Here is a 14,537-nt window from a genome sequence, read left to right as displayed (position 1 = left end):
ACAGCTCATGATCGAGTCAAGAGGGCGACAAGGACACGCCGAAGCCGGTGCCGGTCACCCAAGTGGGCTCCGGCACCGGCTTGTTGGCCGCCCGGACGGGCGGTCGGCCCGCGCGTGTGCGTGTGCGCGGGCGTGGTGGTACGCGACCGTCGGTGGGTCGGGGGCGCCCGGGTCAGCCGACGAGGTTGTCCGCCAGCTCCTCCTCGCCGAGGTTGGCGTCCGTTCCGGGGATGCCCAGGTCCGAGGCCCGCTTGTCGGCCATGGCCAGCAGACGCCGGATGCGGCCGGCGACGGCGTCCTTGGTCAGCGGCGGGTCGGCGAGGGCGCCCAGCTCCTCCAGGGAAGCCTGCTTGTGCTCCATCCGGAGGCGGCCCGCGGCGGCGAGGTGCTCGGGCACGTCGTCGGCGAGGATCTCCAGGGCGCGCTGCACCCGGGCGCCGGCGGCGACGGCGGCGCGCGCCGAGCGGCGCAGGTTGGCGTCGTCGAAGTTGGCGAGGCGGTTGGCGGTGGCGCGGACCTCGCGCCGCAGCCGCCGCTCCTCCCAGGCCAGCACCGAGTCGTGGGCACCGAGCCGGGTGAGCAGGGCGCCGATCGCGTCGCCGTCGCGGACGACCACCCGGTCCACGCCGCGCACCTCGCGGGCCTTGGCGGGGATCGACAGCCGGCGGGCGGCGCCGACCAGGGCGAGTGCCGCCTCGGGTCCCGGGCAGGTCACCTCGAGGGAGGAGGACCGGCCGGGCTCCGTCAGCGAGCCGTGCGCCAGGAAGGCCCCGCGCCAGGCGGCCTCGGCGTCGCACGTGGCCCCCGACACCACCTGCGGTGGCAGGCCCCTGATCGGCCGTCCCCGGCCGTCCACCAAGCCGGTCTGACGGGCCAGCTGGTCACCGCCCGCAACCACCCGAACGACGTAACGCGAGCCCCGGCGCAGTCCGCCCGGTGCCATCACGATCAGCTCCGAGCTGTGTCCGAAGATCTCCAGGATGTCCTGCTTGAGCCGGCGGGCCGCTCTCGCGGTGTCCAGCTCGGCCTCGATCACGATGCGCCCGCTCACCAGGTGAAGGCCGCCGGCGAACCGCAGAACGGCGGAGACCTCCGCCTTCCTGCAGCAGGTACGGGTGACGGGGAGCCGGGAGATCTCATCCTTCACCGCTGCCGTCATCGCCATGGGCCGATCCTTCCATGCATCCGAAAAATACGGTCGTACGCGGCGGCCAGCAGCTCCGGGTCGTGCCTCGGGGTCCCGTCGGTCCGGGCGACCGGAGCCAGTTCGACCGCGGCGCCGAACCGTTTCGCGGCGTCGGTGAGCGAGTCACGGTCGGGCACGGCGGCCTCGTCGGCCAGCACCACGTCCAGGGCGAGTTTAGGGGCGTGTCGTCCCAAAACCTCCAAATGACGCTGCGGAGAGAAGCCCTCGGTTTCTCCGGGCTGGGGCGCGAGATTCAGGGAGAGCACCCGGCGCGCCTTGGTCTGGGCGAGCGCGTCGAGCAGATCGGGCACGAGCAGGTGCGGGATGACCGAGGAGAACCAGGAGCCCGGGCCGAGCACCACCCAGTCGGCGTCCAGGACGGCGTCGACCGCCTCGGGGACGGCCGGCGGGTCGTTCGGCACCACGTGGACGGACTGCACCTCGCCGGGGGTGAGCGCCACGGTCGCCTGCCCGCGCACGGTGTCCACCTCGTCGGGCCGCTCCGGGTCGTGCCCCCGGACCAGTGCCTGCAGCTCCAGCGGCACCGCCGACATGGGCAGCACCCGCCCGTGCGCCCCGAGCAGCTTGCCGACCAGGTCCAGCGCCTGGACGTGGTCGCCGAGCTGCTCCCACAGGGCGACGATCAGCAGATTGCCGACCGCGTGCTCGTGCAGGTCGCCATGGGACTGGAAGCGGTGCTGGATGACGCGGGCCCAGGTCTGGCCCCAGTCGTCGTCGCCGCACAGCGCGGCCAGCGCCTTGCGCAGGTCGCCGGGCGGCAGGACGCCCAGCTCGTCGCGGAGGCGCCCGCTGGAGCCCCCGTCGTCAGCCACGGTGACGACGGCGGTGAGGTCGCCGGTGATCCGGCGCAGTGCGGCGAGCGAGGCGGACAGGCCCATGCCGCCACCGAGGGCGACGACCTTGGGCTGGGCGCCCCGGCGGCGCGGCTTGCCGCCGCGTGCCTGTTCGGGCCGGGCGGCGCGGGTCTCGGCGGGCCGGCCGCCGCGTCCCTCGGGCACCACCCGGCGCAGCCTGCTCAGCCGCGGAGTACGTCCTGTCATTCCCGTCCCATGTCCCGGTGGACGACCACCGTCTCCACGCCCTCCGCGGCGAGCCGGGCGGCGAGCTTCTCCGACATGGCCACGGACCGGTGCTTGCCGCCGGTACAGCCGACGGCGACGGTCACATAGCGCTTGCCCTCCCGACGGTAACCCGCGGCGATCATCTGGAGCAGCTCGGTGTAGCGGTCGAGGAACTCCTTGGCCCCGGGCTGGTTGAGAACGTACGAGGACACCTCCTCGTTCAGGCCGGTGAACGGGCGCAGCTCGGGGACCCAGTGCGGATTGGGCAGGAAGCGCATGTCCACGACCAGGTCGGCGTCGACCGGGAGGCCGTACTTGAAGCCGAAGGACATGACGGTGGCCCGCAGCTCGGGCTCCTCGTCGCCGGCGAACTGGGCGTCCATCTTGGCGCGCAGCTCGTGCACGTTCAGGCTGGAGGTGTCGATCACCAGGTCGGCGTCGCCGCGCAGCTCGCGCAGCAGCTCCCGCTCGGCGGCGATGCCGTCGACGATGCGGCCGTCGCCCTGGAGGGGATGCGGGCGGCGCACCGACTCGAAGCGGCGCACCAGTGCCTCGTCGGACGACTCCAGGAAGACGATCCTGCGGGTGACACCGCGCGCGTCCAGGTCCGCGAGGGACTCGCGGAGATTGTCGAAGAAGCGCCGGCCGCGGACGTCGACGACGACCGCGATCCGCGCCACGTTGCCCTGTGACCGCGCGCCGAGCTCCACCATCGTGGGGATCAGCGCGGGCGGGAGGTTGTCGACGACGAACCAGCCGAGGTCCTCCAGACACTTGGCGGCCGTCGAGCGGCCGGCCCCGGACATGCCGGAGATGATCACCAGCTCGGGGATGGCCGCCTCGTGCGCCCCGGCTGCTTCCTTGCCCGTACTCACCTGTGCTCCGTCGTCCTGGCCCGGTGCGGAACCGGCCGTCTGCGGGCCCGGGTCCTCACCGGTCGTGCGGTGGGCCTGTTCTCGTCCCGCTGTGGGCTGTGCCTCGTGCTCGGTCATCTCTCCTGCCCCCGTCGTTCGTCCGGGGTGCCCGCGGTCACGGGCTCCCCAGGGGCATCCGCGGTCGTCTCGGGTGCCCCGTCCTCGTCATCAATGATCTCTCCCGTCGCCGTGTTCACGGCGGGGGCGGCCGGGGTGGCCGCGGCGAGGGCCACGGCGACGGTCTCGGCCGTCTTGCGGCCTATGCCGGGCACCTCGCAGATCTGGTCGATCGTCGCCGACCGCAGCTTCTTCACCGAACCGAAGTGCTTGATCAACGCCTGCTTGCGGGTCTCCCCGAGGCCCGGCACGTCGTCCAGCGGGCTGGAGCGGAAGCGCTTGGCGCGCTTGGCGCGCTGGTAGGTGATCGCGAAGCGGTGGGCCTCGTCGCGGACGCGTTGCAACAGGTACAGGCCCTCGCTGGTGCGGGGCAGGACCACCGGGTCGTCCTCGCGGGGCAGCCACACCTCCTCCAGCCGCTTGGCGAGGCCGCAGACGGCGATGTCGTCGATGCCCAGCTCGTCCAGGGCCCGCTGGGCCGCCGCGACCTGCGGCCGGCCACCGTCGACGACGATGAGCTGGGGCGGGTAGGCGAAACGCTTGGGGCGGCCGTCCTCGTCCTTCAGGGCCGGGCCGTCCGTCGGCGGAGTGTCGCCGCCCGATTCCCCTCCGTCGGTCCCGCTCTCGTCCACCCACTCGCCGGTCCTCTCCTTGTCGGCGAGGTAGCGGCGGAAGCGGCGGGTGACGACCTCGTGCATGGAGCGGACGTCGTCCTGACCGTTGCCGTGCCACAGCTGCGTGTCTCCGGCCCGCCCCTTGATCTGGAAGCGCCGGTACTCGCTCCTGCGCGCGAGACCGTCCTCGAAGACGACCATGGAGGCCACCACGTCGTCGCCCTGGAGGTGCGAGATGTCGTAGCACTCGATGCGCAGCGGGGCGCTGTCCAGGTCCAGGGCCTCGGCGATCTCCTCCAGCGCGCGCGAGCGGGTCGTCAGGTCGGAGGCGCGCTTGGTCTTGTGCAGGACGAGCGCCTGCTGGGCGTTGCGCTGGACGGTCTCCATGAGCGCCTTCTTGTCGCCGCGCTGCGGGATGCGCAGGGACACGCCGGACCCGCGGCGGTCGGTCAGCCACTGCTGGACCGGCTCCACCGGGTCGGGCAGCGCGGGGACCAGGACCTCCTTGGGGACGGCGTCGCCGGTCTCCTCGCCGTACAGCTGCTGGAGGGCGTGCTCGACGAGGGCGCCGGTGGTGATCTCCTCCACCTTGTCCGTGACCCAGCCGCGCTGGCCGCGCACGCGTCCGCCGCGCACGTGGAAGATCTGGACGGCCGCCTCCAGCTCGTCCTCGGCGACCGCGATCAGGTCGGCGTCGGTCGCGTCGGCCAGCACGACCGCGCTCTTCTCCATCGCCTTCTTCAGGGCCCCGATGTCGTCCCGCAGGCGCGCCGCCCGCTCGTACTCCATCTCCTCGGCCGCGTCGGCCATCTGCCGCTCCAGGCGGCGCAGGTAGGTGCCCGTACGGCCGGCCATGAAGTCGCAGAACTCGTCGGCCAGGTCCCAGTGGTCGTCGGGGGAGATCCGGTCGACGCACGGCGCCGAGCACTTGCCGATGTAGCCGAGGAGGCAGGGGCGGCCGGTACGGGTGGCGTTCTTGAAGACCCCCGCGGAGCAGGTGCGCACCGGGAAGACGCGCAGCAGGAGGTCGACCGTGTCGCGGATCGCCCAGGCGTGCCCGTACGGGCCGAAGTAGCGCACGCCCTTCTTCTTCTGGCCGCGCATCACCTGCACGCGCGGGAACTCCTCGTTCATGGTCACCGCGAGGTACGGGTAGCTCTTGTCGTCGCGGTACTTCACGTTGAACCGGGGGTCGTACTCCTTGATCCAGGAGTACTCCAGCTGCAGCGCCTCGACCTCCGTGGACACGACCGTCCATTCCACGGACGCGGCGGTGGTGACCATGGTGCGGGTGCGGGGGTGGAGGTTCGCCAGGTCCTGGAAGTAGCTCGCCAGGCGCTGGCGCAGGCTCTTCGCCTTTCCGACGTAGATCACCCTGCGGTGCTCGTCACGGAACCTGTACACCCCCGGGGTGTCCGGGATCTCTCCCGGTTTGGGGCGGTAGCTGGAGGGGTCGGCCATGACTCACACCCTACTGGCGGGGGCCGACACTCCGACGAGGCTGTGGACGACGGCGCGAGGCCGTGTGGACGACGGCGCTGGGCCCTGGCTGGGCCCTGTGGACGAACGGGTGAGACCTGTGCGGACGACCGGTAGGGCCTCTGCGCACGACCGGGAGGGGCCTCTGCACACGACCGGCCACGGGGCCGAGGGAAGACGGTCCGGGGTCGGGGGGAGAAGACGGTCCCAGGCCGGGGGTAAGACGGTCCCAGGCCCAGGAGGGAGACGGTCCGGGGCCGGGGGAAGACGGTCCGGGGCCGGTCGGTCACACCGTGTGCCCCTGGGGAGCCGGGCCGGTGCGTTCTCGGCCAGGAGCGCGTCGGGGTGGGACGTCAGGTGTTGTCGGGACTAGATCAACACGCTTCAATGCGGGGGGACTCGGGGCCTCGATGCGCGGCGTGCGGATGTGAAGACCTCTGCGCCGCGACCGGGGGGCGGCTCCGGTCGATCCGCGCCGAACGGTCTGACCAGCCGTCGTGAACTTCACAGGAAGGCCCCCGCATGCCGCACGCCACCCAGCCCTTGGACGTCGCCACCGCGGAACTGGACTCGGTCCTGCGCGGTGGCCCCTTCCACGTGGCCCTGCGCGCCGCGATCGCCGCTCGCGGTCTGCCCCTGCAGCGCGTGCAGCACCATCTGTCGCGCCGCGGGGTGAAGGTGGGCGTCACGAGCCTGAGCTACTGGCAGCAGGGTGCCCGGCGCCCGCAGCGCCCGGAGTCGCTGCGGGCCGTGCGGGCACTGGAGGAGATACTCCAGCTGCCCGAGGAGTCGCTGATACGTCTGCTCGCCGAGACGGACGAGGACACCCTGGCGCGGCGGCCCGCGGCCCGCTCCTACCGGGCCCATCTGGAGGCCTCCTGCGTCCTGGACGGGCTGCTGGCCGAGCTGGACCACCTGCGGTCGGACGGCGGCGTGCACAGCCTCGGGCACCACGAGCGCATCCGGGTGGGGTCGCGGCGCGAGCTCGCCGGCCGCGAGTCGCACCACATCGTCCGCGCCCACCGCGACGGTGTCGACCGCTTCGTCGCCGTCCACCACGGTGACCCGGGGTGCGCCCCCGCACGGATGACCGTCCACGCGCTGGAGAACTGCCGCACGGGACGTGTCCGCACCCACCACGACACCGGTGTCCTCGTGACGGAGCTGCTCTTCGACACGCGTCTGCGGGCCGGGGACACCTACCTCTTCCGCTACGGGGTCGAGGACGGCACGGCGGGAGTGTCACGCGAGTACGTCCGGGGGTTCGGCTCGGTCGGCGGGCAGTACGCGTTGCAGGTGCGGTTCGACACCGCGGCTCTGCCGGCCCGCTGCCACCGGTTCACGCAGCACTCGCCGGCGGCTCCGCGCGGCGGCCGACAGGAACTGCGCCTCAGCGGCCCCCACCACTCCGTGCACCTCGTCGAGCCGCGGGTGCGGTCGGGGCTGCTGGGGATCGAGTGGGAGTGGGACTGAGGGGACGGCACCCGCGTGGGCAGCGGCGCGGGCCGGGCGAAGCGGTCACGCGGGGCGGGGCACCTGAGGCGGCCGGGGCCCGGACGGCCCTGGTCGGTCAGGTTCCCGGGCTCACGACGATCCGGCCCTGCTTCACCTCGACCGGCAGCTCGATGAGCGCGACGGTCGCCGGGGCGTGCAGCACCTCGCCGGACCGGGCGTCGAACTCGCTGCCGTGACAGGGGCAGACGAGTTTCGCCCCCTCCAGCTTCTTGATGGGGCACCCCGCGTGCGTGCAGACCGTGCTGAACGCCTTCAGGGCGCCGTCGCCGCCCCGGCTGACGACCACGTTCTCGTCCCGGTAGAGCTTGGTTTCCCCCTCGGCGACCGCCCCCTCCGCACCGAGATCGACGGGCGCGGTCGGCCTGGCGGGCGCCGCGCCGTCGTCGCCCGGCGAGCAGGCGGCGAGACCGAGACCGGCGACGGGCGCGGCGGCCGCCGAGCGCAGGACGGTACGGCGGCTCGGGGCGGGACGGCCGGGCATGGGAGATCTCCACTGGTCGGGGGATGTGCAGGCCGACGATATCCGGCGCCGGACTTCCACCCTCCGGGTGGGTCGTCGGGACGGACGCGGGACGGAACAGGCGCGTAAACGCTTGCGCAAACGTTTACGTGCCTGCGCACGATGGGATACGGTCCCCAGCAGCGCGCCGGGAGGGCAGGCATGGAGGCACCTGGCGGAGCACGCCACGAGGAACCGGGCGCGGCAGACGCCGGGACCGACATGGAGAGGATCCGCCGATGGCGACCATGACCGACGTCGCACGGAGCGCGGGCGTCTCCGTGGCGACCGTCTCGCACGTCCTCAACAACACCCGTCCGGTGCGGCCGCACACCCGCCGGGCGGTCCTGGACGCCATCGAGGAGCTCGGCTACACGCCCAACACCCTCGCCCGCTCCCTGGTCACCTCCCGCACCCGCTCGATCGGGCTCGCCGTGTCGGCGATCAGCAACCCGTACTTCACGGAGATCCTCCAGGGCGTCGAGGCCGCCGCGCTGGAGCACGGTTACAGCCTCCTCATCGCCGATCCGCACGACGACCCGGCGCACGAGCGCAAGGTCGTCCAGTTGCTGCACGAGCGGCGCGTGGACGGCATGATCGTCGCCCCCTCCGCCGACCCGCGCGACCTCCTCGCCTACCTGGGCCGCCACCGCGTGCCGAGCGTGTTCCTCGACCGGGTCGTCGACACCCCCGAGGGCGCCGGCGCGGCGCTCTTCGACCAGGTCTGCGCGGAGAGCGCGGAGCCCACGACCCGGCTGGTCACCCATCTAGCGGGGCTCGGCCACCGCCGGATCGGCCTGGTCGCGGGCCGCCCGGGGCTCAGCACGACGCGCGAGCGGATCACCGGGTACCGGCACGGCCTCGCCGCCGCCGGGCTGCCCTACGACGAACGGCTCCTGGTCCACGGCGACTCCGAGGCCACCGGCGGCGAACGGGCCGCGGCGGCCCTGCTGTCCCTGGCGGTGCCGCCCACCGCCCTGGTCACCGCCAACAACGCGATGACCATCGGCGCGCTGCGTGCCCTGCGGGAGCGCGCCCTGGCCGTCCCCGGTGACCTCGCCCTGTGCTGCTTCGACGACTTCGCCTGGGCGGACCTCTTCTCCCCCCGGCTCACCGCCGTGGCACAGCCCAGCAGGGAGATCGGCGCCCGGGCCGTCCGGTTGCTGCTGGAGCGCCTCGCCGCACCGGAGCGGCCCGCGCGGACCGTCCGGCTGCCCTGCGCCTTCGTGCACCGCACCTCGTGCGGGTGTGCCGAGCGGTCCGAACCCACCGAACAGTCCCCCACCGGGGCCCACGAGAGGAACGCGCAGTGATCGTCGTCGCCGGTGAGGCACTGATCGACCTGGTACCGCAGGGCACGGGCGCCCTCGCCGCGCTACGGCCGGCGCTCGGCGGCGGACCGTACAACACGGCCGTCGCCCTGGGCCGCCTCGGCTCCCCCACCGCCTTCTGCTCCCGCGTGTCGGACGACGCCTTCGGCGAGGCGCTGCTGGACCGGCTGCGCGCGACCGGCGTGGACGTCTCGCCGGTACAGCGCGGCCCCGAGCCGACGACACTCGCCGTGGCCTCGGTGGACCCGGACGGTTCGGCCGCGTACTCGTTCTACGTGGAGGGGTCGGCCGACCGGCTGTTCACCAAGCCCGGCACGCTGCCGGACGGTACTCGCGCGGTGTCGTTCGGCACCTGTTCGCTGGTACTGGAGCCCGGGGCGAGCGCGTACGAGGAGCTGATGCGCGAGACGGCCGAGCGGGGCGTCTTCACCGCGCTGGACCCGAACATCCGGGCCGGCCTGATCCCCGACCCGGACGCCTACCGGGCCCGGTTCCGGAGCTGGCTGCCGTGGGTGTCCCTGCTGAAGCTGTCCGCCGAGGACGCCGAGTGGCTCGGTGGCACCCCGCGGGAGTGGCTGGCCGCGGGCCCGGCAGCCGTCGTGGTGACCCGGGGCGGGGCAGGGCTGACGGCGTTCACCCGCGACGGGGGTGAGCACGCGGTGCCGGGCCGGCGGGTCGAAGTGGTGGACACGATCGGTGCGGGCGACACGGTGAACGCGGCGCTGCTGCACGGCCTCGCGGCCCGGGACGCCCTCGACGGCGACGCCGTGGCCGCCTTGGGGGCGGACGGCTGGGCCGAGTTGCTGGGCTTCGCCGCCCGGGCGGCCGCGGTCACCTGCTCCCGGGCGGGCGCCGAACCTCCGTACGCCCACGAAGTGGCAGGGTGACGGCGGGCCGGAGCCGGTCCCATGGGCGAGGGTGCCGTGTCCGGTCGCGCGGGCGGAATCGGTTGCGGGTCCGGTCGGATGGACGCGCTCTGGACGACGTCCGGGTCAGCCCGCCGGTCGTACCGCGCGCAGGGCGCCGGGCCGACGGCCGTTGAGCCGGTCCAGGGCGGCGGCCGTGGCGTCGTCCGCGGGCAGGTGTACGACGATCCGCTGGCCCTCCTCGGGCAGCGCGAGCGTCTCGTGCAGCAACCGCAGCGGCCCGGCCTCCGGGTGCTCGACGTGCTGCGTCCCCACCCGCCGAGGCGCCACGCCCAGGTCGGCGAACCGGTCGGTGAAGGGCGCTCCGACCGTCACGGTAAGCTCGTCGGCGAGTTCCGTGACGTACGGGTCCCGCAGCGGGGCCTCGTGCCGGAGCTGCGCGACCAGGTCGTCGGCCATGCGGTCCCAGTCCGGGTAGGCGGCGCGGGAGCGCTCGTCGGTGAACAGGTACCGGAGCAGGTTGGGGCGTTCCTCGTCGAGCAGCCCGATCGGGCCGACCAGCCGCGCGTAGCCAGCGGTGTGGGCCAGCACGTCGCCGATCCACTTGAGGACCACGGCGGGGGTGGGCTCCAGACGGTCCAGAACCGCCCGCACGGTGGGGCGCGCGGTCCGGCCGAGCGAGGGGGCCGCGGCACACAGCAGCGGGTCGCCTCCGTCGGCCTCCTTGGTCAGCCGGCGCAGCAGCACCCGGTCCCGCAGGGACAAGTGCAGGGCGTCGGCGAGGGCGCCCAGTACCTGGGCGGACGGGTTGCGGTCCCGCCCCTGTTCCAGCCGGGTGAGGTACTCGACACTGACGCCGGCCAGCGTGGCCAGTTCGGCGCGGCGCAGGCCGGGGGTGCGGCGGCGGGGGCCGGCCGGCAGCCCCACCTCGACCGGGGTGACGGACTCGCGCCAGGTCCGCAGGAACGTGCCCAACTCGTTGTCGCTCACGTCTGGAACGTACCAAGGGGCGGAGTTCCGAGGGTGGCCCTGCGACTACCACGCTCGGGCCGGTCTCCCTGCGAAGGAGCGGTGCGCCCAGGGTGGAGGGCATGACGAATGACACAACCGCTACCGCCCGTACCGTCACCTCTCCCCTGCCCCTCGTCGCCGGTCAGTGGGCCCTGGACCCGCTCCACTCCGCCGTGAACTTCACCATCCGCCACCTCGGCATCGCCAAGGTGCGGGGACGTTTCACCGGTGTGCGGGCCGAACTGTTCGTGGGCGAGCGGGTCGAGGACGTCCGGGTGTCCGCGACGATCGACCTGGCCACCATCGACACCGGGAACACCGACCGGGACGCGCACGTGCGCGCCTCCGACCTGCTCGACGTGGAGAAGCGGCCGACGATGACCTTCCGCTCGTCCCGCGTGTCGGGCGAGGGCGAGGACTGGACCATGGAGGGCGAGCTGACCATCGGCGACGTGACGCGTCCGGTGACGTTCGCCGTGGAGTTCGGAGGGCTGGGAGCCCTGCCCGGCGGCGACGGACGGCACGCCGGGTTCGAGGCGACGGGTGAGATCCGGCGCAGCGAGTTCGGCCTGGACTTCGCCCCGGGACTGCTCGGCGAAGTGGTGAAGATCCAGCTCGACATGCAGTTCGTGGAGCCGGTGGGCGCCTGAGCCGGGAGGCTGCGCGCACGACGCGCCGGGCCCCGCGGAATCGTCCGTGGGACCCGGCGCGTCGCTGTGCCGGAGGGCCGGGCGCACTGCGCGCACCCGGATCGGCGCGGGGTCAGGCCTTGCTCGTCCGCGCCGTCTTCTTCGCGGCGGGCTTGTCCGCCTGGGTCGTGGTCTTCTTGGCCGCCTTGGTGGCGGTCTTCTTCGCCGCCGTACCCGTCACCGCCTTGGTGGCGGTCTTCCTGGCCGCCGTGCCCGTGACCGCCTTGGTGGCGGTCTTCTTCGCGGTGGCCTTCGCTGCCACCGTCTTCGCCGCCGCCTTGCGCGGGGTCTTCACGGGGGCGTCGCTGATCCGGTCGGCGTCGAGGATGTCCCGCAGGAACTTGCCGGTGTGGCTGGCGGGGACGCCCGCGACCTGCTCGGGCGTGCCTTCGGCGACCACCAGACCGCCGCCGGCGCCACCCTCGGGGCCCATGTCGACGACCCAGTCCGCGGTCTTGATCACGTCGAGGTTGTGCTCGATGACGATGACCGTGTTGCCCTTGTCGACCAGGCCGGACAGGACGGTCAGCAGCTTGCTGATGTCCTCGAAGTGCAGGCCCGTGGTCGGCTCGTCCAGGACGTAGACCGTGCGCCCGGTGGAACGGCGCTGCAGCTCGCTGGCGAGCTTGACGCGCTGCGCCTCGCCGCCGGACAGAGTGGTCGCGGACTGGCCGAGCCGGACGTATCCGAGGCCGACGTCCTTGAGGGTCCTCATGTGGCGGGAGATCGCGGGGACCGCCTCGAAGAAGTCGGTCGCCTCCTCGATCGGCATGTTCAGGACGTCGGCGATGGACTTGCCCTTGTAGTGGACCTCCAGGGTCTCCCGGTTGTACCGGGCGCCGTGGCAGACCTCGCACGGTACGTAGACGTCCGGGAGGAAGTTCATCTCGATCTTGATCGTGCCGTCGCCCGCGCAGTTCTCGCAGCGGCCGCCCTTGACGTTGAACGAGAACCGGCCCGGCAGGTAGCCGCGGACCTTGGCCTCGGTCGTCTCGGCGAACAGCTTGCGGACGTGGTCGAAGACGCCGGTGTACGTCGCCGGGTTGGACCGCGGGGTGCGGCCGATGGGCGACTGGTCGACGTGGACGACCTTGTCGACGAGGTCGTCGCCGTCCACGCGCGTGTGCCGGCCGGGGACGCTCCGTGCCCCGTTCAGCTCGCGGGCCAGGTGCGTGTACAGGATGTCGTTGACCAGGGTCGACTTGCCGGAGCCGGAGACGCCGGTGACCGCCGTGAACACGCCGAGCGGGAAGGACACGTCGATGTCCTGGAGGTTGTTCTCCCGGGCGCCGTGCACGGTCAGGCGCCGGGACGGGTCGAGCGGGCGCCGGATCTCGGGCAGCGGGATGGCCTTCCTGCCGGACAGGTAGGCGCCGGTCTGCGACTCGGTGTTGTCGAGCAGCTCCTTGACGGAGCCGCTGTGCACCACCTTGCCGCCGTGCTCACCGGCCCCGGGGCCGATGTCGACGATCCAGTCGGCGACCTTGATGGTGTCCTCGTCGTGCTCGACGACGATGAGCGTGTTGCCCATGTCGCGCAGCCGGACCAGGGTCTCGATCAGCCGGTGGTTGTCGCGCTGGTGCAGGCCGATGGACGGCTCGTCGAGGACGTAGAGCACGCCGACGAGGCCGGAGCCGATCTGGGTGGCCAGGCGGATGCGCTGGGCCTCGCCGCCGGAGAGGGTGCCCGCCGCGCGGTTCAGCGAGAGGTAGTCCAGGCCGACGTCGACCAGGAAGCGCAGCCGTTCGTTGACCTCCTTCAGCACGCGCTCGGCGATCTTCTTGTCGCGGGCGCTGAGCTTCAGCTCGCCCAGGAAGTCCGCGCAGTCGCTGATGGACATCGCCGAGACCTCGGCGATCGACTTGCCCATGACGGTGACCGCGAGGACGAGGGGCTTCAGGCGCGTGCCCTCACAGGTGGGGCAGGGCACCTCGCGCATGTAGCCCTCGAAGCGCTCGCGGCTCGAGTCGCTCTCGGCCTCGCTGTGCCGGCGCTTGACGAAGGGGATCGCGCCTTCGAAGGCCGTGGTGTAGCGGCGCTCGCGGCCGTACCGGTTGCGGTAGCGGACCTCGACCTGGGTCTTGTGGCCGTTGAGCAGGGCCTTGCGGGCGCGCAGCGGGAGACCCGCGAAGGGGATGTCCGTCCGGAAGCCCAGCGCGTCCGCGAGGGCACCGATGAGGCGGCCGAAGTAGTCCTTGGTGTGCCCGTGCGACCAGGGGTGGATGGCGCCCTCGTCGAGCGACTTGTCCTCGTCCGGGACGATCAGCTCGGCGTCGACCTCCATGCGCGTACCGATGCCGGAGCAGTCGGGGCAGGCGCCGAAGGGCGAGTTGAAGGAGAAGGAGCGGGGCTCCAGCTCCTCGAAGGACAGGTCGTCGTACGGGCAGTACAGGTGCTCGGAGTACATGCGCTCGCGCTCGGGGTCGTCCTCGGGGAGGTCGACGAAGTCGAGCACGACCATGCCGCCGGACAGGCCGAGGGCGGTCTCCACGGAGTCGGTGAGGCGGCGCTTGGCGGTGTCCTTCACCGTGAGGCGGTCCACGACCACCTCGATGGTGTGCTTCTCCTGCTTCTTGAGCGTGGGCGGGCTGGAGAGCTGGACGGTCTCGCCGTCCACCCGCGCGCGGGAGTAGCCCTTGGTCTGGAGGTCGGCGAAGAGGTCGACGAACTCGCCCTTGCGCTCGCGCACCAGCGGCGACAGCACCTGGAAGCGGCTGCCCTCCGGCAGCTCCAGGACCCTGTCGACGATGGCCTGCGGAGACTGGCGCGAGATCGGCCGGCTGCACTGCGGGCAGTGCGGCTTGCCGATGCGCGCGAAGAGCAGGCGCAGGTAGTCGTACACCTCGGTGATGGTGCCGACCGTGGAGCGCGGGTTCCGGGAGGTCGACTTCTGGTCGATGGAGACCGCCGGGGAGAGGCCCTCGATGAAGTCGACGTCGGGCTTGTCCATCTGGCCGAGGAACTGCCGGGCGTAGGAGGAGAGCGACTCCACGTAGCGCCGCTGGCCCTCGGCGAAGATGGTGTCGAAGGCCAGGGAGGACTTGCCCGACCCGGACAGGCCCGTGAAGACGATGAGCGAGTCGCGAGGCAGGTCGAGCGAGACGTTCTTCAGGTTGTGCTCGCGCGCGCCACGGACGATGAGACGGTCGGCCACGCCGGTCCGCACCTTTCTTGAGAGTGGTGACAGGGGCGGGGCCCCCGTCTTTCCCAGACTAGGGGGAGCCACTGACAACG

11 protein-coding genes are annotated in these 14,537 nt (G+C 72.5%); 4 read left to right on the top strand and 7 right to left on the bottom strand.

Features of this window, described 5'->3' with window-relative positions:
* Positions 1-172: 172 nt before the first annotated feature.
* Genes whiA through uvrC form a run of 4 tightly spaced genes read right to left on the bottom strand, consistent with a single transcriptional unit; the run spans position 173 to position 5,374 of the window.
* Entirely contained in the window at positions 173-1,165 is a 993-nt protein-coding gene (gene whiA / locus AC07FV_RS04960; RefSeq protein WP_356607877.1) for a DNA-binding protein WhiA, read from the bottom strand.
* Complete coding sequence (locus AC07FV_RS04955) at positions 1,156-2,247, bottom strand: gluconeogenesis factor YvcK family protein (protein ID WP_479084679.1); 1,092 nt, start codon at positions 2,245-2,247, stop codon at positions 1,156-1,158. Before AC07FV_RS04955 ends, whiA begins: the two co-directional genes overlap by 10 nt.
* The gene (gene rapZ, locus AC07FV_RS04950) at positions 2,244-3,260 is read right to left on the bottom strand and encodes an RNase adapter RapZ (protein ID WP_479084678.1); all 1,017 of its coding nucleotides are present in this window, start codon (positions 3,258-3,260) and stop codon (positions 2,244-2,246) included. Before rapZ ends, AC07FV_RS04955 begins: the two co-directional genes overlap by 4 nt.
* The gene (uvrC, locus tag AC07FV_RS04945) at positions 3,257-5,374 is read right to left on the bottom strand and encodes an excinuclease ABC subunit UvrC (RefSeq protein ID WP_479084677.1); all 2,118 of its coding nucleotides are present in this window, start codon (positions 5,372-5,374) and stop codon (positions 3,257-3,259) included. The genes rapZ and uvrC overlap by 4 nt, the downstream gene beginning before the upstream one ends.
* A gap of 540 nt (positions 5,375-5,914) precedes the next feature.
* On the opposite strand from uvrC, the gene AC07FV_RS04940 reads away from it, so the two are divergent.
* Complete coding sequence (locus tag AC07FV_RS04940; protein WP_384693045.1) at positions 5,915-6,865, top strand: hypothetical protein; 951 nt, start codon at positions 5,915-5,917, stop codon at positions 6,863-6,865.
* Between the two features lie 97 nt (positions 6,866-6,962).
* Here AC07FV_RS04940 and AC07FV_RS04935 read toward each other — a convergent pair whose 3' ends face one another.
* Entirely contained in the window at positions 6,963-7,388 is a 426-nt protein-coding gene (locus AC07FV_RS04935; RefSeq protein ID WP_479084675.1) for a Rieske (2Fe-2S) protein, read from the bottom strand.
* A 257-nt stretch (positions 7,389-7,645) separates the two neighbouring features.
* Between AC07FV_RS04935 and AC07FV_RS04930 the strand changes: the two genes are divergently transcribed.
* Complete coding sequence (locus AC07FV_RS04930; protein ID WP_479084673.1) at positions 7,646-8,719, top strand: LacI family DNA-binding transcriptional regulator; 1,074 nt, start codon at positions 7,646-7,648, stop codon at positions 8,717-8,719.
* Positions 8,716-9,624 carry a carbohydrate kinase family protein gene (locus tag AC07FV_RS04925; protein WP_479084672.1) on the top strand — a complete coding sequence of 303 codons (909 nt, stop codon included), beginning with the start codon at positions 8,716-8,718 and terminating at the stop codon, positions 9,622-9,624. The genes AC07FV_RS04930 and AC07FV_RS04925 overlap by 4 nt, the downstream gene beginning before the upstream one ends.
* Positions 9,625-9,729: 105 nt before the next feature.
* Here the strand turns inward: AC07FV_RS04925 and AC07FV_RS04920 are convergent, their stop codons facing one another.
* Positions 9,730-10,593 (bottom strand): helix-turn-helix domain-containing protein, encoded by an 864-nt coding sequence (locus AC07FV_RS04920; RefSeq protein ID WP_479084670.1) that lies wholly within the window; start codon positions 10,591-10,593, stop codon positions 9,730-9,732.
* 101 nt (positions 10,594-10,694) lie between these two features.
* Between AC07FV_RS04920 and AC07FV_RS04915 the strand changes: the two genes are divergently transcribed.
* Positions 10,695-11,264: a YceI family protein gene (locus tag AC07FV_RS04915; protein WP_479084669.1), complete on the top strand. Its 570-nt coding sequence runs from the start codon at positions 10,695-10,697 to the stop codon at positions 11,262-11,264.
* A gap of 112 nt (positions 11,265-11,376) precedes the next feature.
* Here the strand turns inward: AC07FV_RS04915 and uvrA are convergent, their stop codons facing one another.
* The gene (uvrA, locus tag AC07FV_RS04910) at positions 11,377-14,457 is read right to left on the bottom strand and encodes an excinuclease ABC subunit UvrA (protein WP_479084667.1); all 3,081 of its coding nucleotides are present in this window, start codon (positions 14,455-14,457) and stop codon (positions 11,377-11,379) included.
* Positions 14,458-14,537: the final 80 nt, after the last annotated feature.

The sequence above is a fragment of the Streptomyces sp. NPDC045956 genome (genome assembly GCF_056430705.1).
Note: the sequence above shows the minus strand (reverse complement) of the source record. Positions and strands in the feature narration are given on the sequence as shown.

Coding starts and splice junctions, on each gene's coding strand:
- AC07FV_RS04955 (WP_479084679.1), bottom strand. CDS start 2,247: ATGACAGGACGTACTCCGCGGCTGAGCAGGCTGCGCCGGGTGGTGCCC.
- uvrC (WP_479084677.1), bottom strand. CDS start 5,374: ATGGCCGACCCCTCCAGCTACCGCCCCAAACCGGGAGAGATCCCGGAC.
- rapZ (WP_479084678.1), bottom strand. CDS start 3,260: ATGACCGAGCACGAGGCACAGCCCACAGCGGGACGAGAACAGGCCCAC.
- AC07FV_RS04935 (WP_479084675.1), bottom strand. CDS start 7,388: ATGCCCGGCCGTCCCGCCCCGAGCCGCCGTACCGTCCTGCGCTCGGCG.
- whiA (WP_356607877.1), bottom strand. CDS start 1,165: ATGGCGATGACGGCAGCGGTGAAGGATGAGATCTCCCGGCTCCCCGTC.
- AC07FV_RS04915 (WP_479084669.1), top strand. CDS start 10,695: ATGACGAATGACACAACCGCTACCGCCCGTACCGTCACCTCTCCCCTG.
- AC07FV_RS04940 (WP_384693045.1), top strand. CDS start 5,915: ATGCCGCACGCCACCCAGCCCTTGGACGTCGCCACCGCGGAACTGGAC.
- AC07FV_RS04930 (WP_479084673.1), top strand. CDS start 7,646: ATGGCGACCATGACCGACGTCGCACGGAGCGCGGGCGTCTCCGTGGCG.